General features: G+C 59.7%; 28 protein-coding genes. 13 read left to right on the top strand and 15 right to left on the bottom strand.

What is annotated here, in order from left to right; all coding sequences use genetic code 11:
- Positions 1-164 precede the first annotated feature (164 nt).
- Complete coding sequence (locus B9Z37_RS09910; protein ID WP_108312855.1) at positions 165-2,231, top strand: DEAD/DEAH box helicase; 2,067 nt, start codon at positions 165-167, stop codon at positions 2,229-2,231.
- A 172-nt stretch (positions 2,232-2,403) separates the two neighbouring features.
- Here the strand turns inward: B9Z37_RS09910 and rplS are convergent, their stop codons facing one another.
- The 4 genes from rplS to rpsP form a co-directional block, all read right to left on the bottom strand.
- Positions 2,404-2,787, bottom strand: a complete 384-nt coding sequence (gene rplS / locus B9Z37_RS09905; RefSeq protein WP_108312854.1) for a 50S ribosomal protein L19 — start codon at positions 2,785-2,787, stop codon at positions 2,404-2,406.
- A gap of 116 nt (positions 2,788-2,903) precedes the next feature.
- Entirely contained in the window at positions 2,904-3,701 is a 798-nt protein-coding gene (gene trmD / locus B9Z37_RS09900; RefSeq protein ID WP_108312853.1) for a tRNA (guanosine(37)-N1)-methyltransferase TrmD, read from the bottom strand.
- 28 nt (positions 3,702-3,729) lie between these two features.
- Positions 3,730-4,347, bottom strand: coding sequence for a ribosome maturation factor RimM (gene rimM, locus B9Z37_RS09895; protein WP_108312852.1), 618 nt, complete (start codon positions 4,345-4,347; stop codon positions 3,730-3,732).
- Positions 4,348-4,363: 16 nt separating this feature from the next.
- Entirely contained in the window at positions 4,364-4,615 is a 252-nt protein-coding gene (gene rpsP / locus B9Z37_RS09890) for a 30S ribosomal protein S16 (RefSeq protein WP_019430383.1), read from the bottom strand.
- A gap of 137 nt (positions 4,616-4,752) precedes the next feature.
- Here rpsP and B9Z37_RS09885 point away from each other — a divergent pair, with 137 nt between their 5' ends.
- Entirely contained in the window at positions 4,753-5,274 is a 522-nt protein-coding gene (locus B9Z37_RS09885; protein WP_108312851.1) for a GNAT family N-acetyltransferase, read from the top strand.
- Between the two features lie 8 nt (positions 5,275-5,282).
- Positions 5,283-5,729, top strand: a complete 447-nt coding sequence (locus B9Z37_RS09880; protein WP_108312850.1) for a TM2 domain-containing protein — start codon at positions 5,283-5,285, stop codon at positions 5,727-5,729.
- Between the two features lie 80 nt (positions 5,730-5,809).
- Here the strand turns inward: B9Z37_RS09880 and B9Z37_RS09875 are convergent, their stop codons facing one another.
- The 8 genes from B9Z37_RS09875 to B9Z37_RS09840 form a co-directional block, all read right to left on the bottom strand.
- Positions 5,810-6,823 carry an inorganic phosphate transporter gene (locus B9Z37_RS09875; protein ID WP_108312849.1) on the bottom strand — a complete coding sequence of 338 codons (1,014 nt, stop codon included), beginning with the start codon at positions 6,821-6,823 and terminating at the stop codon, positions 5,810-5,812.
- A gap of 21 nt (positions 6,824-6,844) precedes the next feature.
- On the bottom strand, positions 6,845-7,492 hold the full coding sequence (locus tag B9Z37_RS09870; RefSeq protein WP_108312848.1) for a DUF47 domain-containing protein: 648 nt from the start codon (positions 7,490-7,492) through the stop codon (positions 6,845-6,847).
- 95 nt (positions 7,493-7,587) lie between these two features.
- Positions 7,588-7,950, bottom strand: a complete 363-nt coding sequence (locus tag B9Z37_RS09865; protein WP_108312847.1) for a DMT family protein — start codon at positions 7,948-7,950, stop codon at positions 7,588-7,590.
- Positions 7,947-8,438, bottom strand: a complete 492-nt coding sequence (gene folK / locus B9Z37_RS09860; RefSeq protein WP_108312846.1) for a 2-amino-4-hydroxy-6-hydroxymethyldihydropteridine diphosphokinase — start codon at positions 8,436-8,438, stop codon at positions 7,947-7,949. The genes B9Z37_RS09865 and folK overlap by 4 nt, the downstream gene beginning before the upstream one ends.
- A gap of 18 nt (positions 8,439-8,456) precedes the next feature.
- A complete protein-coding gene (pcnB, locus tag B9Z37_RS09855) occupies positions 8,457-10,031 on the bottom strand; it encodes a polynucleotide adenylyltransferase PcnB (RefSeq protein WP_108312845.1) in 1,575 nt (524 codons plus the stop codon).
- Entirely contained in the window at positions 10,028-10,696 is a 669-nt protein-coding gene (locus B9Z37_RS09850; protein WP_108312844.1) for a histidinol-phosphatase, read from the bottom strand. The genes pcnB and B9Z37_RS09850 overlap by 4 nt, the downstream gene beginning before the upstream one ends.
- On the bottom strand, positions 10,693-11,379 hold the full coding sequence (hda, locus tag B9Z37_RS09845; protein WP_108312843.1) for a DnaA regulatory inactivator Hda: 687 nt from the start codon (positions 11,377-11,379) through the stop codon (positions 10,693-10,695). The genes B9Z37_RS09850 and hda overlap by 4 nt, the downstream gene beginning before the upstream one ends.
- Entirely contained in the window at positions 11,376-12,467 is a 1,092-nt protein-coding gene (locus tag B9Z37_RS09840; RefSeq protein ID WP_108312842.1) for an AI-2E family transporter, read from the bottom strand. Before B9Z37_RS09840 ends, hda begins: the two co-directional genes overlap by 4 nt.
- A 156-nt stretch (positions 12,468-12,623) precedes the next feature.
- On the opposite strand from B9Z37_RS09840, the gene purM reads away from it, so the two are divergent.
- Positions 12,624-13,676: a phosphoribosylformylglycinamidine cyclo-ligase gene (gene purM / locus B9Z37_RS09835; RefSeq protein ID WP_108312841.1), complete on the top strand. Its 1,053-nt coding sequence runs from the start codon at positions 12,624-12,626 to the stop codon at positions 13,674-13,676.
- Positions 13,677-13,688: 12 nt separating this feature from the next.
- Here the strand turns inward: purM and B9Z37_RS09830 are convergent, their stop codons facing one another.
- Both B9Z37_RS09830 and murJ read right to left on the bottom strand, forming a co-directional pair.
- Entirely contained in the window at positions 13,689-14,549 is an 861-nt protein-coding gene (locus B9Z37_RS09830) for a SirB1 family protein (RefSeq protein WP_108312840.1), read from the bottom strand.
- Positions 14,550-14,564: 15 nt separating this feature from the next.
- Positions 14,565-16,130 (bottom strand): murein biosynthesis integral membrane protein MurJ, encoded by a 1,566-nt coding sequence (gene murJ / locus B9Z37_RS09825; RefSeq protein WP_108312839.1) that lies wholly within the window; start codon positions 16,128-16,130, stop codon positions 14,565-14,567.
- 132 nt (positions 16,131-16,262) lie between these two features.
- Between murJ and rpsT the strand changes: the two genes are divergently transcribed.
- Complete coding sequence (gene rpsT, locus B9Z37_RS09820) at positions 16,263-16,565, top strand: 30S ribosomal protein S20 (protein WP_108312838.1); 303 nt, start codon at positions 16,263-16,265, stop codon at positions 16,563-16,565.
- 293 nt (positions 16,566-16,858) lie between these two features.
- On the opposite strand, the gene B9Z37_RS09815 is transcribed toward rpsT, so the two are convergent.
- Entirely contained in the window at positions 16,859-17,179 is a 321-nt protein-coding gene (locus tag B9Z37_RS09815) for a DUF3579 domain-containing protein (RefSeq protein ID WP_108312837.1), read from the bottom strand.
- A gap of 187 nt (positions 17,180-17,366) precedes the next feature.
- Between B9Z37_RS09815 and B9Z37_RS09810 the strand changes: the two genes are divergently transcribed.
- The 8 genes from B9Z37_RS09810 to B9Z37_RS09775 all read left to right on the top strand — a co-directional run bounded on the left by B9Z37_RS09810 (position 17,367) and on the right by B9Z37_RS09775 (position 25,593).
- Complete coding sequence (locus B9Z37_RS09810) at positions 17,367-18,569, top strand: aspartate aminotransferase family protein (RefSeq protein ID WP_108312836.1); 1,203 nt, start codon at positions 17,367-17,369, stop codon at positions 18,567-18,569.
- Positions 18,566-19,504 carry an ornithine carbamoyltransferase gene (argF, locus tag B9Z37_RS09805; RefSeq protein ID WP_108312835.1) on the top strand — a complete coding sequence of 313 codons (939 nt, stop codon included), beginning with the start codon at positions 18,566-18,568 and terminating at the stop codon, positions 19,502-19,504. Before B9Z37_RS09810 ends, argF begins: the two co-directional genes overlap by 4 nt.
- A gap of 68 nt (positions 19,505-19,572) precedes the next feature.
- On the top strand, positions 19,573-19,881 hold the full coding sequence (locus B9Z37_RS09800) for a YkgJ family cysteine cluster protein (protein WP_108312834.1): 309 nt from the start codon (positions 19,573-19,575) through the stop codon (positions 19,879-19,881).
- A gap of 68 nt (positions 19,882-19,949) precedes the next feature.
- Positions 19,950-20,576 (top strand): arylformamidase, encoded by a 627-nt coding sequence (gene kynB, locus B9Z37_RS09795; RefSeq protein ID WP_108312833.1) that lies wholly within the window; start codon positions 19,950-19,952, stop codon positions 20,574-20,576.
- A 25-nt stretch (positions 20,577-20,601) separates the two neighbouring features.
- Entirely contained in the window at positions 20,602-21,885 is a 1,284-nt protein-coding gene (gene kynU, locus B9Z37_RS09790; RefSeq protein WP_108312999.1) for a kynureninase, read from the top strand.
- 10 nt (positions 21,886-21,895) lie between these two features.
- A complete protein-coding gene (kynA, locus tag B9Z37_RS09785; RefSeq protein WP_108312832.1) occupies positions 21,896-22,774 on the top strand; it encodes a tryptophan 2,3-dioxygenase in 879 nt (292 codons plus the stop codon).
- Positions 22,775-22,861: 87 nt separating this feature from the next.
- Positions 22,862-23,329 carry a (2Fe-2S)-binding protein gene (locus B9Z37_RS09780; protein ID WP_108312831.1) on the top strand — a complete coding sequence of 156 codons (468 nt, stop codon included), beginning with the start codon at positions 22,862-22,864 and terminating at the stop codon, positions 23,327-23,329.
- The gene (locus B9Z37_RS09775) at positions 23,326-25,593 is read left to right on the top strand and encodes a xanthine dehydrogenase family protein molybdopterin-binding subunit (protein WP_108312830.1); all 2,268 of its coding nucleotides are present in this window, start codon (positions 23,326-23,328) and stop codon (positions 25,591-25,593) included. Before B9Z37_RS09780 ends, B9Z37_RS09775 begins: the two co-directional genes overlap by 4 nt.
- Positions 25,594-25,595: the final 2 nt, after the last annotated feature.

Genomic DNA, 25,595 nt, shown 5'->3' with positions numbered 1-25,595 from the left:
GCCTTGACCCAACGATAGGGTCACTCACAGCGGCCAGGCTCCACGCCCAGCGCCTCTCGCGAGCACCGTTTGATGGTTGATGTTTTTTCAACCTTGCGGTGCTAAGACCCAATGCAACAATTTTCTGTTGGCGGTCGTTGTTCCGTGCGAGTTTTTATACACACATGACTGACACTTTGAACCCAGTGCAGAGCGACTTGTCGCCTGCCGAAATCACATCCATGACCACCGAGTCGACTGCACAACCTGCAGCAAACAACTTGGCCCTTGAAATCATGGCCGCCGCAGCGGCCGAAATCACCCCCGAGCCAGCCGCTGAATTCACCACTGAAGCTGCCGAAGAAGCGGAAGCCGTCGCCGACGTGCCCAATGGCTTCATTGAACTGGGCCTGGCCCCCGAGCTGGTGCAAGCCGTGGCCGATCTGGGCTACACCCAGCCCACAGCTGTGCAATTGCGTGCCATTCCTTTGGCACTGCCCACAGCCGGTGGCTCCAAGGACGGCCAATCCAATGGCTACAGCGACCTGATGGTCTCCAGCCAGACCGGCAGCGGCAAAACCGCAGCCTTCTTGCTGCCCGTGCTGCACACCCTGATTCAGCAAATGGCCGAACAGGAAGCCGCAGAGCGCGCTGAGTTTGAACAAGCCTGCGCCGACGCTGCTGCCAAAGGCGAACCTGCCCCCAAGCGTGCCAAGCGCAAAGACCCCACCAATCCACGCAACTTCAAGGCACCGACACCCGGCGCCCTGATCCTTTGCCCCACTCGCGAGCTGGCCCAGCAAGTGGCGCAAGACGCCATCGAGCTGGTCAAGCACACACGCGGTCTGCGGGTGGCCAACGTGGTCGGCGGCATTCCTTACCAGCTGCAAATTGCCAAGCTGCAAAACGCCAACTTGGTCGTGGCCACCCCCGGCCGTTTGCTCGACCTGCAGCGCTCCATGCAAATCAAGCTGGACAAGGTGCAATTCTTGGTGGTGGACGAAGCCGACCGCATGCTCGACCTGGGCTTCTCGGACGACTTGGCCGACATCAACGACATGACCAGCCAGCGTCGCCAGACCATGATGTTCAGTGCAACCTTTGCACCGCGCATTCAGCAACTGGCCATGCGCGTGATGCACGACGGTGGTTCTTCGGTCCAGAAAATCCAGATCGACAACCCCCAGGAAAAGCACAACAACATCAAGCAGGTGCTGTTCTGGGCCGACAATGCCCAACACAAGCGCCAGATGCTCGACCACTGGTTGCGTGACGCCACGATCGACCAGGCCATCGTGTTCTCCAGCACCCAAATCGAGTGTGACGGTCTGGCTGCTGACCTGCAGCAAGACGGCTTTTCTGCTGTCGCCCTGCACGGCGCCCTGAGCCAAGGCATGCGCAACCGCCGCCTGATGGCTTTGCGCAATGGCCAAGTACAGATTTTGGTCGCCACCGATGTGGCCGCTCGCGGCATCGACGTGCCCACCATCACGCACGTGTTCAACTTCGGTTTGCCGATGAAGGCCGAAGACTACACCCACCGCATTGGCCGCACAGGCCGCGCCGGTCGTGACGGTTTGGCCGTGACCTTTGCCGAAATCCGTGACCGTCGCAAGATCGGTGACATCGAGTCCTACACACGTCAGCCTTTCAAAGCCGAAGTGATTCCAGGCCTCGAACCCAAAGTGCGCATGCCCGAAGCCCGCAAGCCGATGGGCCGTGGCGGTGACCGCTTTGGTGGTGAGCGCAATTACGCCAATGCAGGCGGTGGCTTCCGTGGTGGCCGTCCCTCATCAGGTGGTCGCGACTTCGGTGGCAACCGTGACCGCGACGGCGGTGGCTTTGACAACCGCGCCCCGCGTGGCAACTTCCGTGACGAGCAGCCCCGCTTTGAGCAGCGCAACGAACCCCGCTTCGATGCCCGCAAAGACGGTGGCCGTTTTGAAGCCCCCCGTGGCGGTGACCGCTTTGAACAACGCGCTGCACCAGCCCACCCATGGGATCGTGGTGACAACCGTGGCGCACCGCGTCAAGACGCACGCCAGGACGGTCCACGTCAAGGCGGCCGCTGGGAAGACCGTGGAGGTGACAACCGCAACGCCGCCCGCCCTGCCCCTCGCGGCGCTGCAGGTGACAAGTTCGCCCGTGGTCCCAAGCAGTTTGGTGCCAGCAACTTCAAGCCCCATGCTGCAGGCGAAGGCCCTGCAGGCAAGCGTGGTGGCACCCGTGTGCTGAAAATCACACGCGGTTGATCACACTCCAGGGTTCAAGCCCTGGACTTTGAGCCATCGATAAGGTCTTGCCCTCACCGGCAAGACCTTTTTTTATGGGCTAACGAATGGATAGGTTGCCCGTTTTGAGCCGACCATAAAAAAACCGCCAAGGCGCAAACCCGGGCGGTTTTTTCGTATGGCCGAAAAGGCTTTACGCTTTGGCAGCAGGAGCTGCTTTGCGCTGTGGCAACTTTTCTTTGATACGTGCCGACTTGCCGCTGCGGTCACGCAGGTAGTACAGCTTGGCGCGGCGAACATCACCACGACGCTTGACTTCGATGCTGGCGATCACAGGGCTGTAAGTTTGGAACGTACGTTCCACGCCTTCGCCACTGGAGATCTTGCGAACGGTGAAGCCGCTGTTCAGGCCACGGTTACGCTTGGCGATCACAACACCTTCGTAGGCTTGGACACGCTTGCGCGCACCTTCAACCACGTTGACGCTGACGATCACGGTGTCGCCGGGGGCAAAATCAGGAATCACTTTACCCAGACGGGCAATTTCTTCCTGCTCAAGAGTTTGAATCAAATTCATTTTTTGAACTCCGTCCGATCATGCCTCGCTACACAAGGGGCGTTCTGTGCTGTAAAGGCCATGCATGCGCATGACTGAGCCAGATCGCGGCGGGTAGAGGATCGAAAAGCCCTTGATTATAGCTTTTTCGGCCCCGTATCGCGACCGAGTGCGGTCGAGCCATGCGACAACTGCTTCAAGAAGACTTCATCCTGACGACTCAACTTGCCTGACAGACGGGCCTGCTCCAGCAATTCAGGGCGGTGCAATGCACTTTGGCGCAGGCTTTGTTCGCGTCGCCAACGAGCAATCTGGGCATGGTGGCCCGACATGAGCGCCGCCGGTACAGCGCAATCTTGCCAAACCTCTGGACGGGTGTAGTGCGGACTGTCCAGCAAACCGTCCAATGCAGGATTAAAGCTGTCTTGCTGGTGGCTGCCTTCATCATTGAGGACACCGGGCTGCAAACGGGCCACGGCATCCAGCAGGGCCATGGCTGCAATTTCTCCACCTGAGAGCACAAAATCCCCCAGACTGATTTGCTGATCGACATATTGGTCAATGAATCGCTGATCGACACCTTCATAGCGGCCACACAACAACACAGCCCCTGTGCTGTGCGACCACTTTTGCACCACAGAGTGGTTCAGAACCTGCCCAATAGGCGAAAACAGCACCAAAGGGGCCGGATTGGCCTCCTGACGCTCAGCACGAATCGCCGTGAGGCATTTGAACAAGGGCTCAGCCAACATGACCATGCCAGGACCACCGCCGAATGAGCGGTCATCGACGCGACGGTAATTGCCTTCCGCGTAGTCCCGTGGATTCCAGAAATGCACATCCACCAAGCCGCTTTCGTAAGCACGGCGGGTGATGCCACTTGTCAAAAGCGGCTCAAAAAGCTCGGGAAACAGGGTGATGATGTCAAAGCGCATGGGGATGGCCCTCCACGGCCGAGGCCGATCAGTAGTCGGGTTGCCAATCCACCGTGATGCGCTTGCCTGGCAAGTCGACACCATCGACGAAAGCATCGACAAAAGGGATCATGCGCTCAAGCGCTTTGCCGCCTTCTGACTCTGGGGCTGCTTCAATGACCAATACGGTTTGTGGCCCGGTGGACATGAGATCGCGCACTTGGCCAAGGTCAAGGCCTTCACGATTGACCACTTGCAGGCCGATGAGGTCGACCCAGTAGTACTCGCCCTCTTCAGCGGTCGGAAAGCTCGAGCGCGGTACAAAAATACGTGCGCCACGCAAAGCCTCAGCGGCGTTGCGGTCGTTGATGTCCTGGGCACAGGCCACCACGGTATCCGAATGATCTTTGGCTTCCTTGACGCACAACAGCAATGGCTCGGTCCAAGCCACTTGTTCGGTTTTGGATGCTGCGATTTCGGTCGCGCGCTTGGGTTTCATGGGCCGGTCGGGCGGCAACAAAAACCAGCGCTTGGAAGAAAAAAGCGCCTCAGGAGAGGCGCTGTGGGGCAAGACCTTGAACCAGCCTTTGATGCCCCAGGCATCGGCTATGCGCCCGATTTCAATGGCGTCAGCCGGCAGTGCGGCTGTTTCCAAAGGCGGACGCATGGCCAAGGCGAGCCGATCAGGCGGCTGCTTTGCCAGCTTGACGGATCAGGCGTTCCACAGTGGGGGAAGCCTGGGCGCCAACGCTCTTCCAGTAGGTCAGACGGTCTTGTGCAATGCGCAGACCTTCTTCGCCACCTTTGGCTGTGGGGTTGTAGAAACCGATGCGCTCGAGGAAGCGACCATCGCGACGCACGCGCTTGTCAGCAACGACGATGTTGAAGAAAGGACGTGCTTTAGAGCCGCCGCGGTTCAAACGAATAACAACCATGATTTATCCTTGGGTGGTTGGGTATCTTCGGAACAATTGCCGAGACACCCGGTATCTTTCAGCGTTTGAGACACGCAACTGGCCACCCGGCCAGTGACACACTGAAAAGCCCACCATTATACAACGGGAGCCTTGCCTTGCCTCTAATCCGCCCCAGCCGCGACGAAGATATCGCCGCCATCACCGCCATTTACCGCCACCACGTGCTCACGGGCACCGGTACTTTCGAGATCGACCCACCCACACAAGCCGACATGGCCAGTCGCCGAGTTGACGTGTTGGCCAAAGGGCTGCCCTACTTGGTGGTCGAAGATGCAGGCCGTGTGATCGGTTTTGCCTATTGCAACTGGTTCAAACCCCGTCCGGCCTACCGTTTTTCTGCCGAAGACTCGATTTACATGGCTCCAGACGTTCACCGCAAAGGCATGGGCAAAGCCTTGCTGGCCGAGTTGTGTGCCAAAGCCGAACAAGCAGGTGTGCGCAAGTTTCTGGCTGTCATTGGCGATTCGGCCAACGCCGGATCAATTGGTGTCCACACTTCCGTGGGCTTCAGCCATGTCGGCATCCTCAAGTCATGCGGCTGGAAGTTCGACCGCTGGCTCGATGTCGTGATGATGGAAAAACCTTTGGGCGTTGGCGACAGCACCGCTCCGCAATAATCGGCACCATGAAAAACAAAACACGCGCGACCTGGTTGGCTTTTTTTGGGGGGCCTTTGGGCTTGCACCGCTTTTACCTGTACGGTTTTGCAGACATGCCGGCCTGGCTGCTGCCCATCCCGACAGCCCTTGGCCTTTACGGAGTGGAGCGGGTCCAACAATTGGGACAAGACGACACGCTCAGCTGGCTGCTGATTCCCTTGCTGGGCTTCACCATTGCGGGTTGCGCCCTCAATGCCATCATTTATGGCCTCACGCCAATTGAAAAGTGGAATGCCAAATTCAACCCCCAAGCCGATGCACTGGCCACACCCGGGCAGACCCATTGGGGTACGGTCATCGGCATCGCCATCGCTTTGCTGATTGGTACCGCTGTGCTGATGTCTAGCCTGGCTTTCAGCTTCCAGCGGTATTTCGAATACCAGATCGAAGCGGCAAGGCTCATCAGTCAATAAAAAAACCGCCTGAATGGCTTCAGGCGGTTTTTAAACTTTGGAAATCAGACTCAGCTGAACCAGCTTAAGCCATCCGAATTTCAGTCGAAAACCCGGAAACTGACCCAATAAGCCACTGCGGCCACAAAAGCGCTGGCAGGAATGGTCAGCACCCAAGCCCACACAATGTTGCCCGCGACACCCCATCGAACTGCGCTGGCGCGCTGGGTAGATCCCACGCCCACAATCGCGCCTGTGATGGTGTGGGTGGTAGAGACAGGAATGCCCAAGGCCGTGGCCAAGAACAAGGTCATGGCACCACCCGTTTCCGCACAAAAACCACCCACAGGTTTGAGTTTGGTGATTTTTTGGCCCATGGTTTTGACGATGCGCCAGCCACCAAACATGGTACCCAGACCGATGGCCATGTAACAACAGACAATAACCCAACCTGGAGGGGATGTGTCAGCCGAGGTGGCATAACCGGTCGCAATCAACATCATCCAGATGATGCCGATGGTCTTTTGAGCGTCATTACCGCCATGCCCCAAACTGTATGCCCCAGCCGAAACAAGCTGCAAGCGGCGGAACCATTTATCCACCTTCGAGGGCCTAGAACGCCTGAAGATGTGTGCTACTCCCACCATCATCAAAGAACCCAGCAAGAACCCGAGCAAGGGCGAAACAAAGATGAAAGCCACTGTTTTCATGATGCCCGTGGACACCAACGCACCAGCACCCGCCTTGGCAATCACAGCGCCCACAATGCCGCCGATCAGGGCATGCGAAGAGCTGCTGGGAATGCCGTAGTACCAGGTAATGATGTTCCAAGTGATGGCACCCACCAAGGCGCCGAACACCACATGGGTGTCCACAATGCCTGGCTGAACGATGCCCTTTCCCACAGTGGCCGCCACACTCAAATGGAAAATAAAGATAGCGATGAAGTTGAAAAAAGCGGCGAAGACCACCGCCTGAGCGGGCTTGAGCACCCCCGTGGAGACCACGGTCGCAATCGAGTTGGCGGCATCATGAAACCCGTTCATGAAGTCAAAAATCAGCGCCAGGGCGACCAGCAAGATCACCACCCACAAGGCGGCTTGTACGGTTTCCATAGTCAGGACGTCCGGTTCAGATCAGGAATTCTCGAGGACGATGCCCTCGATCTGGTTGGCCACGTCTTCACACTTATCGGTGATGGTTTCCAGCAGCTCGTAAATGGCCTTGAGCTTGATGATCTCGCGGACATCGGGTTCGTCGCGAAACAGCTTGCTCATGGCGCTGCGCATCACGCGGTCGGCATCTGACTCCAGCCGATCAATTTCCTCGCAGGTTTTGAGGGCCGATTCGGCCACGGCAGGCTCGCCAATGCGGGCCAGCAATTTGACGGCGTCTTGCACACGCTCACAGCAACGCACCGACAGATCGGTCAGACGCGTAATCTCTTCAGTCATGTGGCGCACGTCGTACAGCGCCATGGTTTCCGCCGAATCCTGAATCAGGTCGGCCACATCGTCCATCAGGTTGATCAAGGCATGAATCTGTTCACGGTCAATCGGCGTGATGAAGGTGGTGTGGATCAGGCGGTTGACTTCCTGGGTCACGCGGTCTGCAGCGTGCTCGGCATTGTCCACATCGCGGTTGTACTTTTCACGCAGGTGCACGTCGTTGTAATTGGCCACCAGGTTCGAGAACGCCCGCGCCGCTTCGACAATGCGCTCCGCGTGTTGATTGAACAGTTCGAAGAAGTTGCCTTCTTTGGGCAGCAATTTGCCAAACAGCATGGGAAGCTCCTGATAACGGAAAAGGGGAGAAAGTGACAGTTTTGCGACAGCGGCAAGTTTAACCGCTCGGTTTGCACCGGGCAGCGGAGAAATACTTATGCATTGCGGAAAATGAAGTAAACCGCCCCAACCATGCACATAGCCGCCCACAGGTAGTCCAGCTTGAAGGGCTCTTTGAGGTAAAAGATCGCAAAGGGTACAAAAACACTCAAGGTGATCACCTCTTGCATGATCTTCAGCTGGCCCACGCTGAATTGGGTGTGGCCGATGCGGTTAGCGGGCACCTGGAACAGGTATTCCAGCGAAGCGATGCCCCAGCTCACCAAGGCTGCCGCGTACCAAGGTGCCGTGGCCATGTTGCGCAGGTGGCCATACCAGGCAAAAGTCATGAAGACATTGCTGGCCAGCAACAGCAAAATCGTCTGCAAGGAAATCGGCAAGCTGGTGAGAACCGTCATGGTTGGGGCTCCGGCAAAACATCGATGGACTGGTCTGAAACGCGCGCACGGTCTTCAGCGGTCACGAGGCCGGGCGACAAATCGGCCAAGGGGTACAGCACAAAAGCCCGCTCGCGCCAACGCGGATGAGGCAAGGTCAAACGCGGGCTGCTCATGCTGACCTGGCCATAGATGAGCAAATCAAGATCCAGCGTGCGCGGTGCGTTGACGTAAGGGCGCTGACGCCCGGCCTGGGTTTCGATGGCCTGCAAGGCATCCAGCAAATCGGGGGCGCTCAAGCGAGTCTGGATCTGCGCCACCGCGTTGATGAAATCAGGTCCTTGCGCTTGATACGGAGCCGTTCGGTACAGCCGGGACCGACCCGTGACCTGCGTACCGGGCAGCAGCGCCAGCGCATTCAGCGCGTGCAGCACCGTCTGCAAGGCATCGCCCAAATTGGCCCCGAGCGCCACATAGGCAGTCACGGCGTCTCGAAAGTTGGCCTTCATGGGTGGGAAGGCGCAGGCTTATTCAGCGCTGCCCGATTCACCCGCCTGGTCCACGGCTGCACCGGGCTTGCGACGGCGACGGCGGCGCTTTTTGGGCGCACCGTCATCACCCGCATCGGGTGAAGCTGCTGCGGGGCTCACTTCGCTTTGGCCTGCTGAGGACCGGGGTGCCGCAGCACCTTCAGGCCTGGGCGCGCGGCGCACGCGGGGTTTGCCCACTTGCGAAGCTTGTTGCTCGGCTTTCGCCGCCTGCACCAAGTCTTCGCGCTCTGAATCACTGGCCATGCTGAACTCTTGCCACCAGTCGGCCAAACGCACATCCACCTCTTCGATGTCGGTACGCAAGCGCAAAAAGTCAAATCCGGCCCGAAAGCGCGGCTGCTCGACCAAGCCAAAGGGCGTGCTGCCCACACGCTTTTCAAAGCGCGGTTGCATCATCCAGATCTCGCGCATGTCAGCAGCCAGCTTGCCACGGCCGGAGACATCGCCAATGCGGGCATCAAACACCTCGTCGATGGCGTCTTGGAGAGCCGGATAAGGGTGTTCTTTGCGAGCCAGGCGCTTGGCCCAACCTTCGCGCACATCGGCCCACAACACACAAGCCAGCAAGAAGCTCGGGGCCACGGGCTTGCCCTCACCCACTCGGCGGTCGGTATCGGCCAAGGCCACTTGCACAAAAGCACTTTCAGCCCGCTCCACCACGACGTCAAGCAAGGGGTAAATGCCGGTGGCCAGCCCCAGTTTTTTCAGCTGCGCAATGGACGCCAAGGCATGCCCGGTTTGCAGCAGTTTGAGCATTTCGTCAAACAAGCGGCTTTGCGGTACATCAGCCAACAAGGTCGCTGACTGCGTCAGGGGTTTGGCTGTTTTGGCCTCCAGCTTGAAGCCCAAAGGGCTGAGCTTGGCGGCAAAACGCACCGCACGGATGATGCGGACCGGGTCTTCGCGATAGCGCGCCACCGGGTCACCGATCATGCGCAACACACGCTTTTTGGCATCCGGAATACCGCCGTGGTAGTCGACCACGATCTGCGACTCAGGGTCGTAATACATGGCGTTGACGGTGAAATCACGACGGGTCGCGTCTTCGTCTTGCGGCCCCCAGACGTTGTCGCGCAGCACACGTCCAGATGAATCGACTGCGTGGTGCATGCCTTCAAGTTGGCGCTTGCTGGTGCGCTCATTGCCTTTGACCTGTTCGGCAGCAGCGTTGTCCAGGTGGGCACGGAAAGTGGAAACCTCGATCACTTCGTTGTCGCGTCCTCGGCCATAGACCACGTGCACGATGCGAAAGCGCCGTCCAATGATGAATGCACGGCGAAACAGGCCCTTGACCTGCTCGGGCGTGGCGTCGGTGGCCACATCAAAGTCTTTGGGGCGCAAGCCCAGCAGCAGATCGCGCACGGCGCCACCGACGATATAGGCCTCAAACCCGGCTTGCTGCAAGGTGCGGGTCACGTTGATGGCGCGATCGTCCACCAAGTTCGGGTCGATGCCATGCACCGATGCAGGCACTTCTGTGCGACGACCAAAGTGGGGCTTGTTGCTTTTAGGCGCCTTGCCCATCAGCTTGTCGATGAATTGTTTGATCATTCTTGAAAGAGTTCGAGGATGCGCCAGCCAAGCTCTGTGGCCAGTTGACGCAACCGAGCGTCAGGGTTCGTTGCCACCGGATGGTGGGCTTTTTCGAGAAGCGGCAGGTCGTTCATGGAGTCCGAGTAGAACGTCATTTCTACATCGTCCCAGTCCAAGCCCTGCTGGGTCAGCCACTGCGCAACCCGGGTGACTTTACCTTCTCTGAATGAAGGTGTGCCCTTGATTTCACCGGTGATCCAGCCCGCGGCATCGCGTTCAAGTTCCACCGCAATCAATTCGCTCACCCCGAAAGCCTGGGCAATCGGGCGGGTCACAAACTCGTTGGTGGCCGTCACGATCATGACGGTGTCGCCTGCGTGCTGGTGCGATCGTACCAGTGCCAGCGCCTCGGGCGTGATGCGGGGCCGAATCACATCGTCCATGTAGCGTGCATGGGCCTGCGCTGCAGCGGTCGCACCACGCTCGCGAGCGGCACGGGTGGCAAATCGCACGTAATCATGGATGTCGAGCGTGCCCGCCTGGTAGTGGGCATAAAACTCGTCGTTGCGCTGGCTGAACACCGCCGGGTCGTTCCAGCCCATCTCGGTCGTGAAAACGCCCCAGGTGTGGTCCGAATCCAGCGGGAGCAAAGTGTGGTCCAGGTCGAACAAGGCGAGTTTCATTCGTTCTCCAGCATGGCGCGCACCAAAGGAATGGTCAGAGCGCGCTGCGTTTGCAAGGCGTATTGGTCCAGGTTGTCGAGCAATTGCATCAAGCTGCCCAGATCACGCGAAAAGCGGTTGAGCATGTAAGACATGACTTCATCGCTCAAAAACAGGCCCCGCGCATCGGCTTCTTGGCGCAACACGGCTCGGCGCTCGGGCTCGTCCAGCACTTGCAGAGCGTCGATGTGGCCCCATCCCAAGCGCGAACGCAGATCGTCGCGCAATTTCAAATCGGCTGGCGGCAAAGCACCGGCGGCCAACACCCAGCGTGGTGATCCTGTGCGGGGTGTGAGCGCATTCACAAACCAATTGAAAGCCGTGTGTTGTTGCTCGCTGTTGTACAGGTGAACATCGTCCATCAACACGGCCGTCCATTCGTCATTGAACTCGGGCGGGTTCAACGTATGTGCATCCAGCCAGCCCACTTGAGCGCCCTGCTCTTTCAAGGCATGGTGAACCGCATGCAACAAATGGGTTTTGCCAGAACCACTCTCGCCCCAAAGGTAACTGGGCACGGGTGAACGGCTGCTGGAGGCAGTCCACAAGCGCAAGTGCGCCACTGCCGCCACATTGGGCCCGGCGAAAAAATTGTCCAGCGTGGGCGTGGATGCCAGCCCGATGTCCAAAGCCAGTTGCTTCATGCGGGATCAGGCCCCTGCCCGGCATCACCTGAACCACTTTTTTGGTACAGATCGCTTTGCAAATAACGCACGCGCAGGCGGCGCAGTGCCACCAGCAAGACAGCGCTGGCGGGCAAAGCGATCAACACCCCCACAAAGCCCAACACCTGTCCAAACGCCATCAAGGCCAAAATAACAGACAAAGGATGCAGGCCAATGCGCTCACCGACCAGGCGGGGCGTGAGGACAAAACTCTCGATCAACTGGCCCAAGCCAAACACCACAGCCACCATGACCACCGCTTGGGCAGATGCAAATTGCAGCAGGCCCGCCAGCAAAGCCAGCACCAGCCCCAAACCAAAACCCAGATACGGCACAAACACGGCCAGGCCCGTGAACACGCCAATGGGCAAGGCCAAGTCCAGGCCAAACAGCCTCAAGCCCACGGCATAAAACACCGCCAATGCCAGCATGACCAGCAATTGCCCACGCAGGTATTCCCCCAGCACCGAGTCGCTTTCTTGCATGAAACCGTCAAAACTTCCACGCCAGGCAGGCGGCACCAACTCGATCACGGCATTCACCATCCGCGTCCAGTCGTGCAGCAAATAAAACAAGGCCACGGGCACCAACACCACGTAACCCATGAAGGCCAGAGCCGCGCTTCCCCCGAGCTTGAGCGAAGACATGAGCGGTGCCCACCAGTCTTCGCGGTTGGCACTCAAATAAGCCACCAACTGGGTTTTCAAGTCGCGCAAGTCGAGCGACACATTCAAACCCAACTGAGTCAACAAGGGGTTGACGGCATCGCCCAAACGGTCAAGCAACACAGGCAATTGCTGCTGAAGCAGGGGCCACTCCCGGACCAAGATGGGCACCAAAAGCAACAAGACGCCCAGCAGCGCCAGAATGGCCAAAATCTCCACCAACAGCACGGCCAAAGCGCGCGGCAACCGCACCCCAGCAAAACTTTCCAACCGAAGCACCAAGGGGTGCAGGACATAAGCCATGACCGCGGCGACCACAAAGGGCGCCAACACCGGCGCCAGCAGCCAGAAAACCAAGGCAGCGACCAAGGCCACACCCAGCCAAGCGGCCAGACGGGTCATTAAAAATGGAAGGGGTGCTTGCACGTGGGTCTCGTCTTTTGCAGTGGGTTGTCCAAATCGGTCAGGGTCAACCCTTAAAATAGACCCTGATTTTAAGTCTGCCAGCCCGTTTATTGGCCCCTGTTACCCATTTACCTGCCCTTTCGGGCGAAAACCATGAGTCAAACTCCACTTTCCTACAAAGACGCCGGTGTCGACATCGTTGCAGGCGACGCCTTGGTCGAGCGCATCAAACCGCTGGCCAAGAAAACCATGCGCGAAGGTGTGCTGGCAGGCATCGGCGGTTTTGGCGCCCTGTTTGAAGTGCCCAAGCGCTACAAAGAGCCTGTTTTGGTGAGTGGCACCGACGGCGTGGGCACCAAGCTCAAGCTGGCTTTTGAATGGAACATGCACGACACCGTGGGCATCGACCTGGTGGCCATGAGCGTGAACGACGTGCTGGTGCAAGGTGCCGAACCTCTGTTCTTCCTCGATTACTTTGCCTGCGGCAAGCTGGATGTGGACACTGCTGCCGCCGTGGTCGGCGGCATTGCCAAAGGCTGCGAGCTCTCAGGCTGCGCCCTGATCGGTGGCGAAACCGCCGAAATGCCAGGTATGTACCCTGCTGGCGAATACGACCTGGCAGGTTTTGCGGTCGGCGCGGTCGAAAAATCGAAGATCCTGACCGGCCAGAACGTCCAAGCCGGTGACGTGGTGCTGGGCCTGGCGTCGAGCGGCGTGCATTCCAACGGTTTCAGCTTGGTGCGCAAATGCATCGAGCGCGCGGGCAGCAATGCCCCTGTGACGCTGGACGGCAAGCCCTTCAAGCAAGCTCTGATGGAGCCCACCCGCTTGTACGTGCTGAATGTGCTGGCCGCGCTGGCCAAGCATCCTAACAAGGAAGGTGCCTCTGGCATCAAGGCCTTGGCCCACATCACGGGTGGTGGTTTGCTCGAAAACATCCCCCGCGTGCTGCCCGAAGGCCTGGCTGCGCACCTGCAAAAAGGCAGCTGGCCTCAGACCGAGCTGTTTGCCTGGCTGCAAAAGACGGCAGGCATCGACGACGTCGAGATGAACCGCACCTTCAACAACGGCATCGGCATGGTGGTGGTGGTGGATGCCGCTGAAGCCGAGGCATGCGCCAAGACTTTGCGTGCGGCCGGCGAGCAGGTTCACGTCATCGGCAAGATTGCGCCTCAAGGCAGTGGCGCGCAGGTCGTGGTGGCCTGAGTCCGCAAAAAGTCAGGTGCCTGAGAGTTCGCTGATGCGGTCTCTCAGCGCATCCTGATCGGGCGCCAAAGGCTCGGCTTGCAAATACATTTGCAAATCCTGCAAAGCCTCGTGCTTGCGGCCCAGTTCGGCCAACACCAAGCCACGGTCACGCCGTTCAGACCAACCCTCGGGCAAGAGCACCACCAGTCTGTCCAGTACAGACAGCATGCGTGGCCAGTCTTCTTGTGAACGAAAAATTTCTTTGAGGTTGCGCAGCATGCGCGCCAACAAATCTCGGGGTGGACAGGGCTGCAAATAAAGGCCCAAAGGCGTTTCACCATCGTCCAGATCAGCAGCAGATGCTTTGTACTCTGCACCGCGATAAGGCCCCAGCCGCTCGGCCAGGTTGTCGACGCCCAACGAATCCCCGGTCAAGGGGTCCAGCACCACCAAGCCCCCCTGCAGCGTGATCTTGACCAAGAAATGACCCGGAAATGAAACACCTTGGGCATGCAAGCCAAGCCCTTGGGCCAATTCGAGCCAGATCACGGCCAGCGAAATCGGCAGGCCCATTCGGGTGCGCAGCACTTCATTCAGGTAACTGTTTTCCGGGGCGTAATAATTGTTGGCATTGACGCCAAAACCCATTTCTTTGTAGAAGACCTGCGTCAGCATGGCCAAGCGCGTCAGATCGTCGGCATCCACAGGCAATCGAATTTGGACTTTTTTGATTACACGCGCCACATCGTCGAGCACGTTTTGCACATCCAAATCAGGCTCTTCGTCTTGGGCCAAGCAAGCCGCCGCTTCCAACAAAGGAAAGTGCGCATCGCTTTGCACCAGACTGGCGAAATAATCCAAAGGCGACGGTGTGTCGAAGTTCAAATGCATGAAGTCTTCCTCCCCTCACCGCTTCAAAAAAGCCTTGAGCCGCAAGCCCGTGCACCACAGCGCCCCAAAATACAACACGGCGGAAGCGGCCATCACCAAGACCATCCAGCCGATGCGCTGCCAAGCCGCCTCTCGCATGGGCACCCACGGCAGGGCCTGGGCAGAAAACCACAGCAAGCCCGTCAGCAAGCCTGTGGCCAGCAAAACCTGAAACACAAAACGCAACCAACCCGGTTGGGGCTTGTAACTACCCCTGCGCAGCAGGCCCACCAGCAACCAGCCCGCATTGACCAGCGCGCCCAAACCAATCGAAAGCGCCAGCCCTGCATGCGCCAAATGAGGCACCAAAAGCACGTTGAACACTTGCGTGAGCACCAGCACCACGACGGCAATGCGCACCGGTGTGCGGATGTCCTGGCTGGCGTAATAACCAGGTGCCAGCACTTTGATGGCCACCAGGCCCAGCAAGCCCACGCCATAGCCCGTCAAAGCCAAAGTGGTTTGCTGAACATCCCGGTCGGTGAACGCGCCATAGTGGTACAGCACCGAAACCAGTGGCTGCGAAAACACCAACAAAGCTGCTGCACAAGGCAAGGACAACAACAGGACCATGCGCAAACCCCAATCGAGCATGGCGGCATAACGCTCGCTGTCTCCAGTGGCTTTGGCTGCAGCCAACTGGGGCATCAGTACGACACCCAGCGCCACCCCCAGCATGGCGGTCGGAAACTCCATCAAACGGTCAGCGTAGGTGAGCCAACTGACGCTTCCAGGAGCCAAGTGTGAAGCAATTTGGGTGTTGATCAGCAAGGAGATCTGCGCCACGCCAACGCCCAGCAAAGCGGGTGCCATCAGACGCAAGATGTTGCGCGTCGCCGGGTTGGTCCAAGCTTTTTTGACCGCAGCGGGCCCCAAGCCCAGCCGGGGCAACAAACCCAGACGATGAAGCGCCGGAATTTGCACGGCCAGTTGCAGAAAGCCACCCGCCATGACGCCCACGGGCAATGCATAAATGGCTTCAAACCCTTGACGGGCCAGCCAAGGTGACAACCACCAGGCGGCGGCAATCACACTCACGTTCAACAAAACAGGCGTAGCCGCCGGCACAGCAAAGCGTCGCCAGGTGTTCAAGACCCCGGCTGACAAGGCGACCATGGACATGAAGGCGATGTAGGGAAACATCCAGCGTGTCATGTTGACCGCCGTGCCGTAGCCCCGGGGGTCTTGCTGCAAGCCACTGGCCAAAGCCCAAACCAACCAGGGTGAGGCCAACACACCCAATAGGGACACCACCAGTACCGACCAGGCCAAAGCCGTGGCCACGCTGTCGATCACTTCTTTGGTGGCTTCGTCACCGTGCTGGGCACGGCTGGCCGCCAACACGGGCACAAAAGCTTGGCTGAAAGCCCCTTCAGCGAACAAGCGCCGAAACAAATTGGGAATGCGAAAGGCCACATTGAAGGCGTCCGTCAAGGCGCTGGCACCAAAAGCGGAGGCAATGAGCAGCTCGCGCACCAAGCCCGTCACCCGAGAGGCCAGGGTAAAAAACGACACAACAGAGGCAGAACGTAAGAGGCTCACAGAGGGCGAGTGTAGCGGTCCTGCGGCTCAGACTTGTCCGTGGCCCCAGAACAGGCGGGCGCAAGGCATCGCACATCTGCTAGAATGCCGGGTTCGCTGGACATCATCCTCAGACATTGAAAGAATACATATATGGCATCCGCTAAACCCAAAAAGAAAAACCCCCGTCTTGCTTCCGGCCGTAAACGCGTCCGCCAAGACATCAAAATCAACGCTGCGAACTCTTCGCTGCGCTCCAAATACCGCACTGCTGTGAAAAACGTCGAAAAAGCCGTTGCAGCTGGCGACAAGACCAAAGCCACAGAGTTGTTTGCCAAAATGCAAACCGTGGTGGACATCATTGCCGACAAAGGCATCTTCCACAAAAACAAGGCTGCTCGTGACAAGAGCCGCCTGAGCGCCAAAGTCAAGACTTTGGCCCTCGCCGCAGCCTGATCCGCTCCACCAGATCAACAGCCCGGCGAGGCTCTGTCCTCGCTGCCGTTTGAAACGGGTGCGCTGTCCGCGAAAACTGAACCGCCCTGGTGCAAACCTTGGCGGTTTTTTCATGGTGGATTCAAAAGCAGCTGAGTTGGGGGTATCGCCGGGCTCCTCATGGCTCGCTTCGCTCGCAAAAATCGTCACCCGGCGATACCCCCAACTCAGCGAGATTCATCAGTGCATCAATCCAAACCACCAACAGCTCGTGCCCAATAAAAAACCGCCCGAAGGCGGTTGGTCGTGTGGTCTTATTTTTTGGTGGGCGGGTCGGGCAACAAACAAGCTTCGGCCACTTGCAGTTGGTTGTCGCGGGCAAAGTTCATCACGAAGTCCCAGGCCATCACGTCGTAATCGCGCAGGTCATGGTGCACCACCACGCATTTCGCGTTGCCCATCGTGGTGGGAATGCACCAAGGCGAATAGCTCAAGTGGCTGCCGGGGATCGCCCCGCCGGGGCGAAACTGGCTCATCACGCCTGCCAAGCGTTCAGCCCAGTCGCTGGGGCGAAATGTCTTTCCGTCCTGGGTCAGACCCAGGATAAAGACTTCTTTGGCAGAGTTGGAGACCATCGGATAGAGGGGTTAGTCAAGAGAGCACAGAGTTCGGGATCGCCGACCTCTGGTTTACCCGGGTATTCTATCTTATATAAGACTTCAACCCCGTGACAGGCGTCACTGGCTCGTCATCAAAGTGCCTCTAAAATCTGGTTTCAGCGGCCCTCTTCGTTGGGCCGATTTTTATTTCAGGAGTTCACGCATGTCTGCTTTCATTGAAGCCGCCTCACCGCACACCATGAACACCTATGGCCGACTGCCGATTGCACTCAGCCATGGTCAAGGTTGCCGAGTCTGGGACATCAATGGCAAGTCGTACCTCGACGCGCTGGCCGGCATCGCCGTGAACACCTTGGGCCACAACCACCCCGAGTTGGTACCGGCACTGCAAGACCAGCTGGGCAAAATGATCCACAGCTGCAACTACTTCCATGTGCCCAACGCCGAAGTGCTGGCGGCCAAATTGGTCGAACTGTCGGGCATGACCAATGTGTTCTTCTGCTGCACGGGCCTCGAGGCCAACGAAGCGGCGATCAAGCTTGCACGCAAATTTGGGCATGACAAGGGCATCGACAAACCCGAAATCGTGGTCTACGAGAAAGCCTTCCATGGCCGCAGCATTGCCACGCTGAGCGCCACCGCCAACGAGAAACTCAAAACAGGCTTTGGCCCCATGCTTGAAGGCTTTGTGCGCGTGCCGGTCAACGACATCGAGGCACTGAAAAAAGCCACGCAAGGCAACCCGAACGTGGTGGCCGTGTTCATGGAAACCATTCAGGGCGAAGGCGGTGTCAACCCCATGCGCGTTGAATACCTGAAACAAGTGCGCGCCTTGTGTGACCAGAACGACTGGCTCATGATGATCGACGAAGTGCAGTGCGGCATGGGCCGCACCGGCAAATGGTTTGCCCACCAATGGGCTGGCATCGTGCCTGATGTGATGCCGCTGGCCAAAGGTCTGGGCTCGGGTGTGCCGATCGGCGCGGTCGTGGCTGGCCCCAAGGCTGCCCACATTTTCCAGCCCGGCAACCACGGCACCACCTTCGGCGGCAACCCTCTGGCCATGCGCGCCGGGGTCGAGACCATCCGCATCATGGAGAAAGACGGTCTGATGGCCAACGCAGCCAAGGTCGGCGACCATCTGCGCGGTGCCCTTGAGAAAGCCCTTGCTGGCGTTCAAGGCGTCAAGGAAATCCGGGGGCAAGGCCTGATGCTGGGCGTGGAACTCGACCGCCCCTGCGGCGCAGTCTGGAGCCGCGCAGCCGAAGCTGGGCTGCTGCTGAGCGTGACCGCCGACAGTGTCATTCGCTTGGTACCTCCACTGATCATGACCGAGGCCGAAGCCGACGAGGTCGTGAGCATTTTGGCGCCCTTGATCAAAACCTTTTTGGCAGAAAAATCATGAGTGCATCCGCCCCAGCGCCCGTGCGGCATTACCTGCAATTCACCGACCTGAGCGCCGACGAATACGCACACGTGCTCAGCCGCGCTGCCGAAATCAAGCGCAAGTTCAAGGCCTACGAAAAATACCACCCACTGGCCGACCGCACACTGGCCATGATTTTCGAAAAAGCCAGCACCCGCACGCGTGTGAGCTTTGAGGCCGGCATGTACCAATTGGGCGGCTCGGTGGTGCACCTGACCACGGGCGACAGCCAGTTGGGCCGCGCCGAGCCCATCGAAGACAGCGCTCGCGTGATCAGCCGCATGACCGACATCGTCATGATCCGCACCTACGGTCAAGACAAGATCGAGCGCTTTGCCTCGCACTCGCGCGTGCCCGTCATCAACGGCCTGACCAACGAATTCCACCCTTGCCAAATCCTGGCTGACATCTTCACTTACATCGAGCACCGGGGCTCCATTCAGGGCAAGACAGTGGCTTGGGTGGGTGACGGCAACAACATGGCCAACACCTGGCTGCAGGCGGCCGAGTTGCTGGGCTTCACAGTGCATGTGAGCACCCCCAGCGGCTATGAAGTCAACGAAAGCGTGGCGGCCCTCAAGGGCAAGGCCAACTTCAAGCTCTTCAGCGACCCACTGGAAGCCTGCCGAGGTGCCGACCTGGTCACCACCGATGTGTGGACCAGCATGGGTTACGAGGCCGAAAACGAGGCCCGCAAAAAAGCCTTTGCCAACTGGTGCGTGGACGAAGCCATGATGCAGATCGCCAAACCAGATGCCCTGTTCATGCACTGCCTGCCCGCCCACCGCGGCGAAGAGGTCAGCGCCGAAGTCATCGACGGCCCGCAATCGGTGGTCTGGGACGAAGCCGAAAACCGCATGCATGTGCAAAAGGCGCTCATGGAGTTCTTGCTGCTGGGCCGCGTTCAAGCCTGATTTGTCACCCCAGACCCACTCACCTGTCACCCCGGACTTGATCCGGGGTCCACTCCCCTCTTCACCCCATGTCCAACTGCACCACCTGCGGCGCTTGCTGCGTGAGCTTTCGGGTGGACTTTTCCGTCTACGAATACGAAGAAGGCGGCGGCGATGTGCCCGCTGGGCTGGCCTCGCCCATCACCGAGCACACCTGCCGCATGCGGGGCACCGACCACAGCCCGCCGCGCTGCGCTGCGCTCTACGGCAAAACGGGCGAAAAAGCCGTTTGCGGCATTTACGAATGGCGGCCATCGCCCTGCCGCGAGTTTGAAGAAGGCAGCCCTGCTTGCGAGCAAGCGCGTCGCCGCCATGGCCTGCCAGCGCTGAACGTCTGAAGTCTTTTTGATGGGTGTTGGAAATAACCGACACCACGGTTTTTTGCGAGGTGCTACCTTCGCACACCATGAAAAAACTTTGGGACATCTCCCCACCTATCGATGCGCAAAGCCCGGTGTTTCCGGGCGACACACCCTACACCCAGCAATGGGCCGCCACGCTGACTGATGCATGCCCGGTCAACGTGAGTGCCATCACCCTGTCGCCTCATGTGGGAGCGCATGCCGATGCCCCACTGCATTACGACCCACAAGGCGCTGCCGTCGGCGCTTTGGACCTGCTGCCTTTTCTGGGCCGCTGCCGCGTCATCCACGCCATCGATGTGGGCCACTTGATCGCCATCGCCCATTTGCAGCGCGCCCTGAACGATGTGCCCGAGCGGCTGCTGGTGCGCACCTACCGCCAGTTTCCGAGCCAACACTTCGACACACAACTCACCGCCTTTGACCCCGCCTGCGTGCAGCACCTGGCCGACCTGGGCGTGCTGCTGATCGGCACCGACAGCGCCAGCATCGACCCGGCCGACAGCAAGCAGCTGCCCAGCCACCAAGCCATTCGCCAACGCGGCCTGCGCGTGCTGGAAAACCTGCTGCTCGACGACGTGCCCGAAGGCGATTACGAGCTGATCGCCCTGCCCCTGAAACTCATGACCGCCGACGCCAGCCCCGTACGTGCGGTCTTGCGCGAACTTTGAACACCCCTAGAAAGACAAGCCCATGATGAACCTCACCCCCACCTTGCAAGACTGCGAACTGCTGGACGCGCAAGACCCGCTGCGCGGCCTGCGCAACCAGTTCGATTTGCCCCCCGGCGTGATTTACCTGGACGGCAACTCGCTGGGCGTGTTGCCCAAAACCGCCCCGGCCCGCGTGGCCCATGCCGTGACGCACGAATGGGGCACCGACCTGATCAAAAGCTGGAACACCGCAGGCTGGTTCACCCTGCCCCAGCGCGTGGGCGACAAGATTGCCCGCGTCATCGGTGCCCAGCCGGGCGAAGTGATCGCGGCGGACAGCACCTCGATCAACCTGTTCAAAGTGCTGGCCGCCGCGCTGCACATTGCCAAGGCCGACCACCCGCACAAAACCAAAATCGTCAGCGAGCGCAGCAACTTTCCCACCGACCTCTACATCGCAGAAGCCTTGTGCAAAGAACGCGGCTACACCCTGCAACTGGTCGAAGCCGATGAGATCGCGGCTGCGCTGCAAGCCGATGTGGCGGTGCTTATGCTCACCCATGTGAACTACCGCACCGGGGCCATGCACAACATGCAGACCGTGACCGCGCAAGCCCACGCCCAAGGCATCCTCACCGTGTGGGACTTGGCGCACAGCGCAGGTGCCGTGCCCGTCGACCTGAACGGGTCTGGGGCCGACTTTGCGGTGGGCTGCGGCTACAAATACTTGAACGGCGGCCCTGGCGCGCCTGCGTTTGTGTGGGTGCACCCGCAGCACACCGACCGCTTTTGGCAGCCGCTGGCCGGTTGGTGGGGCCACGCCGCACCGTTTGCCTTCACACCCGACTACCAACCTGCTCAAGGCATCACGCGCTACCAGTGCGGCACCCAACCCATCTTGAGCCTCACGGCAATCGACTGCGGGCTCGACGCCTTTTTGGCCGCCGAGGCGCTGGGCGGCATGGCCGCGCTTCGCCAAAAGTCGTTGGCCCTCACGGGCCTGTTCATGCAGCTGGTGCGCACCCGCTTGCACGGCCACGGCTTTGGCATCGCCACCCCGGTCGAAGAAGCCCTGCGCGGCTCGCAGGTGAGCCTGACCCGAGCCGAAGGCGCTTATGCCATCGTGCAAGCCCTGATTGCGCGCGGCGTGATTGGCGACTTCAGGGCAGGCGATGGCGGCCAGCACGCCGACATCCTGCGCTTTGGTTTCACGCCGCTGTACATCGGTTACGCCGATGTGTGGCAAGCCGCTGAGCACCTGTGCCAGGTGATGGAAAGCGGCGAATGGCAAGACGCCCGCTTTGCCCAAAAAAACGCCGTGACCTGAAAGGCTTGTCATGAGTTCCTGCCCTTTCTCCTCCGCCACTCAGAGCAGCGCCGCCCAAGGCGAGCGCATCGTGCAAGAAGAAAAAGCCCAGCTCGACTTTGACGGTCGCATGAGCTACGGCGACTACCTGCAGCTCGACGCCATCCTGAGTGCGCAAAAACCGCTCTCGCCCGACCACAACGAGATGCTGTTCATCGTGCAGCACCAGACCAGCGAGCTGTGGATGAAGCTGATGTTGCACGAGCTGCAAGCGGCCATCCACAACATCGCGACCGACGAACTGCCCGACGCCTTCAAAAAACTCGCCCGCGTCAGCAAGATCATGGAGCAACTCGTCCACGCTTGGGATGTGCTCGCCACCATGACACCCCCTGAGTACAGCGCCATTCGCCCTTACTTGGCACAGTCCAGTGGTTTTCAAAGCTGGCAATACCGCTGCATCGAGTTTTCGATGGGTAACAAGAACGCCGCCATGCTGCAGCCCCACGCGCATCGCCCCGACCTCTCGGCCATCGTGCAGGCGGCCTACGAAGCACCCTCGCTGTACGACGAATGCTTGCGCCTCTTAAAGCGGCGTGGTCTGAACGTGCCAGAAGGCCACACGCAACGCGACTGGCGTCAGCCCTACCCCGCCAGCGAGGCAGTCGAAAACGCCTGGCTCGAGGTCTACAGAGACCCTAAGCAACACTGGGACCTGTACCAACTGGGCGAAGAGCTGACCGACTTGGAAGACGCTTTTCGTTTGTGGCGCTTTAGGCACGTCACCACAGTGGAGCGTGTCATCGGCTTCAAGCGCGGCACGGGCGGCACGGGCGGCGTGAGCTACCTGCGCAAGATGCTCGACACCGTGCTCTTCCCCGAAATCTGGACACTGCGCACACAACTGTGAGTTCAATCACGCATGACCGCTGCACGGGTGACTCGCATGGCCATCCATTTGCACTAATATGACTCATTCCATCACTGGAGAGACACCTTGGAACTGCACATCAACGGCGAAAGCCGCACCGCCAACGCTGACCCGAGCATGCCCTTGCTGTGGGTACTGCGCGATGAATTGAATCTCACGGGCACCAAGTTCGGCTGCGGCATCGCCGCTTGTGGGGCTTGCACCGTGCACGTGAACGGCCAAGCCGTGCGCTCGTGCGTCATGCCCGTGTCTGCCGTGGCCCATCAAAAAATCCGAACCATCGAATCTTTGGGGACGGCTGAAAAGCCCCACCCTTTGCAAGCGGCCTGGATCGCCGAACAAGTGCCGCAATGCGGTTACTGCCAAAGCGGCATGCTGATGGCTGCCGCCGCCTTGTTGGATAAAACACCCAACCCCAGCGATGCCGAGATTGACGCCGCCATGACCAACCTGTGCCGCTGCGGCACTTACCAGCGCGTGCGCGCCGCCATCCACCGCGCTGCGGCCCAAATGAAGAAAGGCGGTGCCGCATGAAACGCCGCACCTGGTTACTCAGCGCCTTGGGCGCGACTGGCGCATTGGTCGTCGGTTGGGGCGTGCTGCCCGCACGATCGCGCATGGGCTCACCCGAACTCATGCTCCAAACAGCAGGCGATGTCGCCCTGAACGGCTGGATCAAAATCGCCAAAGATGGTGCGGTCATCCTGGCCATGCCCCGCAGCGAAATGGGCCAAGGCGTGCACACCGCGCTGGCCATGCTGGTGGCCGAAGAACTCGATGTGCCCTTGAGCCGCGTGCGCTTGGAACAAGCCGGTGCAGACAGCATTTACGGCAACGTGGCCATGTTGGTCGCCAGCCTGCCCTTTCACCCTTTGGACAGCGAAGGTGGCGAAAAGCCCACCAAGATCAAGATGGCCGAATGGGTCGTGGGCAAATTGGCCCGCGAACTGGGCATCAACGCCACGGGCGGTTCGTCCAGCATGGCCGACCTGTGGGACCCCATGCGCATGGCAGCGGCCACCGCACGGGCCAGCTTGGTGCAAGCAGCGGCTTCGGCCTGGCAAGTACCCGCCAAGGACATCACTGTCGCCAATGGTGTGATGCAACACGCTTCTGGCAAATCCGCGCATTTCGGTGACATGGCCGCTGCAGCTGCGGGCGCCAAACCCCAGGACATCAGCACCAAGGCCCGTCAAGACTGGAAGCTGATCGGTCAATCCACCGCGCGCACCGATATCCCGAGCAAAGTCACGGGACAAGCCCAGTTCGGACTGGACGTGCGCCTGCCCGGCATGCTGTTTGCCGCCATGCACATGAGCCCAGTCCTGGCAGGCACGGCCTCGTCCATGGACACCCAAGCCGCCTTGGCCATCGCTGGTGTGGAAAACGTCGTGCAAATCGACGCTTGGGGGGGAGGCACCGGTGGCGTGGCCGTCGTTGGCAAAAGCTCCTGGCATGCCCGCCAAGGCGCCCAAGCTGTGCAAGTCCAGTGGCAAAACCCGAGCACAGCGCTGGCAGACACCGCTCGCATCCAAGCCGATCTGCTCAAGGCCCTGAACACCGAAAGCGGCTTCACCTTCCACGAACAAGGCGTGCCCACCCAAGCCGAAAAAGCCGCCGCAACCCGCATCGATGCGCTCTACCAAGCCCCCTATCTGGCCCACGCCACGATGGAGCCGATGAACTGCACCGCGCAAGTCAAAGACGGTAAGGTCGAGATCTGGGCGCCCACACAAGTGCCTCAAATGGCACGCGACATGGCCGCCAAAGTGGCCAAGGTGGACAAAGACCAAGTCACCGTCCATGTCACCCAATTGGGCGGTGGCTTTGGTCGTCGCCTGGAAGTCGACTTCATTGGCCAAGCGGTGCAAGTGGCCATGGCCTGCAAGGGCCTGCCCGTGCAACTGAGCTGGTCACGCGAAGAAGACATGACGCACGACTTTTACCGCCCCATGCACCTGGCCAAGTTCCAAGCCTCGCTGGACGACAAAGGCGAAGTCACCAGCCTGCGCATCAAGTCGGCCGGCGACGCCATCACCCCACGCTGGATGGCGCGTGCTGCGCCCCACCTGTCCGGGCCCATCGACATGCCCGACAAAACCGCCTCCGAAGGACTGTTCGATTTGCCCTATGGCTTTGCCAGCCAGCACATGAGCCATGTGGCCACAAAGTCCGGCGTGCCCGTGGGCTTTTGGCGCTCGGTCGGCCATTCGCACAACGCCTTCTTCTCGGAAAGCTTCATCGACGAACTGGCCGCCGCCACCAAGCAAGACCCCTTGGCCTTCCGCTTGAACTGGCTCAAAGACGCACCACGCTACGCCGCCGTACTGAAACTGGCCGCCGACAAAGCGGCTTGGGGCACGCCCCTGCCCGCAGGCCGTGCGCGGGGCATCGCCTTGCACGAATCGTTTGGCTCCATCGTGGCGCAAGTGGCCGAGGTCTCGCTCGAGCAAGGCCAGATCCGCGTGCACCGCGTGGTCTGCGCCATCGACTGCGGTACAGTGGTCAACCCCGGCACCGTGGCCCAGCAAATGGAAAGCAGCGTCATCTATGGCTTGAGCGCCGCACTCTTCGGCAAGATCGACATCGTGGGCGGCGTGGTGCAGCAAGGCAACTTCCCCAGCTACCCCATGGTCTCGCTCAGCCAGGCCCCGCAAGTGGAAACCCACATCGTGCCCAGCACCCGTCACCCTGCTGGGGTGGGCGAACCGGCTGTGCCGCCCATCGCCCCCGCAGTGGGCAACGCGCTGTTTGCCCTCACAGGCAAGCGACAACGGGCTTTGCCCTTGGTCGTCTAAGC

The sequence above is a fragment of the Limnohabitans parvus II-B4 genome, from assembly GCF_003063455.1.
GTDB classification, from domain to species: domain Bacteria; phylum Pseudomonadota; class Gammaproteobacteria; order Burkholderiales; family Burkholderiaceae_C; genus Limnohabitans_A; species Limnohabitans_A parvus.
This window is presented reverse-complemented; position numbering and strand designations above follow the sequence as displayed.

Excerpts from the sequence above, each read along its gene's own strand:
- B9Z37_RS09910 (WP_108312855.1), top strand. The coding sequence starts at position 165 with ATGACTGACACTTTGAACCCAGTGCAGAGCGACTTGTCGCCTGCCGAA.
- rplS (WP_108312854.1), bottom strand. The coding sequence starts at position 2,787 with ATGAATTTGATTCAAACTCTTGAGCAGGAAGAAATTGCCCGTCTGGGT.
- trmD (WP_108312853.1), bottom strand. The coding sequence starts at position 3,701 with ATGCGCTTTGACATCATCACCCTGTTTCCCGAGCTTTTTGAGCCGCTT.
- rimM (WP_108312852.1), bottom strand. The coding sequence starts at position 4,347 with ATGCGTCCGCCTTTGGAAACAGCCGCACTGCCGGCTGACGCCATTGAA.
- rpsP (WP_019430383.1), bottom strand. The coding sequence starts at position 4,615 with ATGGTTGTTATTCGTTTGAACCGCGGCGGCTCTAAAGCACGTCCTTTC.
- B9Z37_RS09880 (WP_108312850.1), top strand. The coding sequence starts at position 5,283 with ATGAAAAACAAAACACGCGCGACCTGGTTGGCTTTTTTTGGGGGGCCT.
- B9Z37_RS09875 (WP_108312849.1), bottom strand. The coding sequence starts at position 6,823 with ATGGAAACCGTACAAGCCGCCTTGTGGGTGGTGATCTTGCTGGTCGCC.
- B9Z37_RS09870 (WP_108312848.1), bottom strand. The coding sequence starts at position 7,492 with ATGCTGTTTGGCAAATTGCTGCCCAAAGAAGGCAACTTCTTCGAACTG.
- B9Z37_RS09865 (WP_108312847.1), bottom strand. The coding sequence starts at position 7,950 with ATGACGGTTCTCACCAGCTTGCCGATTTCCTTGCAGACGATTTTGCTG.
- folK (WP_108312846.1), bottom strand. The coding sequence starts at position 8,438 with ATGAAGGCCAACTTTCGAGACGCCGTGACTGCCTATGTGGCGCTCGGG.
- pcnB (WP_108312845.1), bottom strand. The coding sequence starts at position 10,031 with ATGATCAAACAATTCATCGACAAGCTGATGGGCAAGGCGCCTAAAAGC.
- B9Z37_RS09850 (WP_108312844.1), bottom strand. The coding sequence starts at position 10,696 with ATGAAACTCGCCTTGTTCGACCTGGACCACACTTTGCTCCCGCTGGAT.
- hda (WP_108312843.1), bottom strand. The coding sequence starts at position 11,379 with ATGAAGCAACTGGCTTTGGACATCGGGCTGGCATCCACGCCCACGCTG.
- B9Z37_RS09840 (WP_108312842.1), bottom strand. The coding sequence starts at position 12,467 with ATGACCCGTCTGGCCGCTTGGCTGGGTGTGGCCTTGGTCGCTGCCTTG.
- purM (WP_108312841.1), top strand. The coding sequence starts at position 12,624 with ATGAGTCAAACTCCACTTTCCTACAAAGACGCCGGTGTCGACATCGTT.
- B9Z37_RS09830 (WP_108312840.1), bottom strand. The coding sequence starts at position 14,549 with ATGCATTTGAACTTCGACACACCGTCGCCTTTGGATTATTTCGCCAGT.
- rpsT (WP_108312838.1), top strand. The coding sequence starts at position 16,263 with ATGGCATCCGCTAAACCCAAAAAGAAAAACCCCCGTCTTGCTTCCGGC.
- B9Z37_RS09815 (WP_108312837.1), bottom strand. The coding sequence starts at position 17,179 with ATGGTCTCCAACTCTGCCAAAGAAGTCTTTATCCTGGGTCTGACCCAG.
- B9Z37_RS09810 (WP_108312836.1), top strand. The coding sequence starts at position 17,367 with ATGTCTGCTTTCATTGAAGCCGCCTCACCGCACACCATGAACACCTAT.
- argF (WP_108312835.1), top strand. The coding sequence starts at position 18,566 with ATGAGTGCATCCGCCCCAGCGCCCGTGCGGCATTACCTGCAATTCACC.
- B9Z37_RS09800 (WP_108312834.1), top strand. The coding sequence starts at position 19,573 with ATGTCCAACTGCACCACCTGCGGCGCTTGCTGCGTGAGCTTTCGGGTG.
- kynB (WP_108312833.1), top strand. The coding sequence starts at position 19,950 with ATGAAAAAACTTTGGGACATCTCCCCACCTATCGATGCGCAAAGCCCG.
- kynU (WP_108312999.1), top strand. The coding sequence starts at position 20,602 with ATGAACCTCACCCCCACCTTGCAAGACTGCGAACTGCTGGACGCGCAA.
- kynA (WP_108312832.1), top strand. The coding sequence starts at position 21,896 with ATGAGTTCCTGCCCTTTCTCCTCCGCCACTCAGAGCAGCGCCGCCCAA.
- B9Z37_RS09775 (WP_108312830.1), top strand. The coding sequence starts at position 23,326 with ATGAAACGCCGCACCTGGTTACTCAGCGCCTTGGGCGCGACTGGCGCA.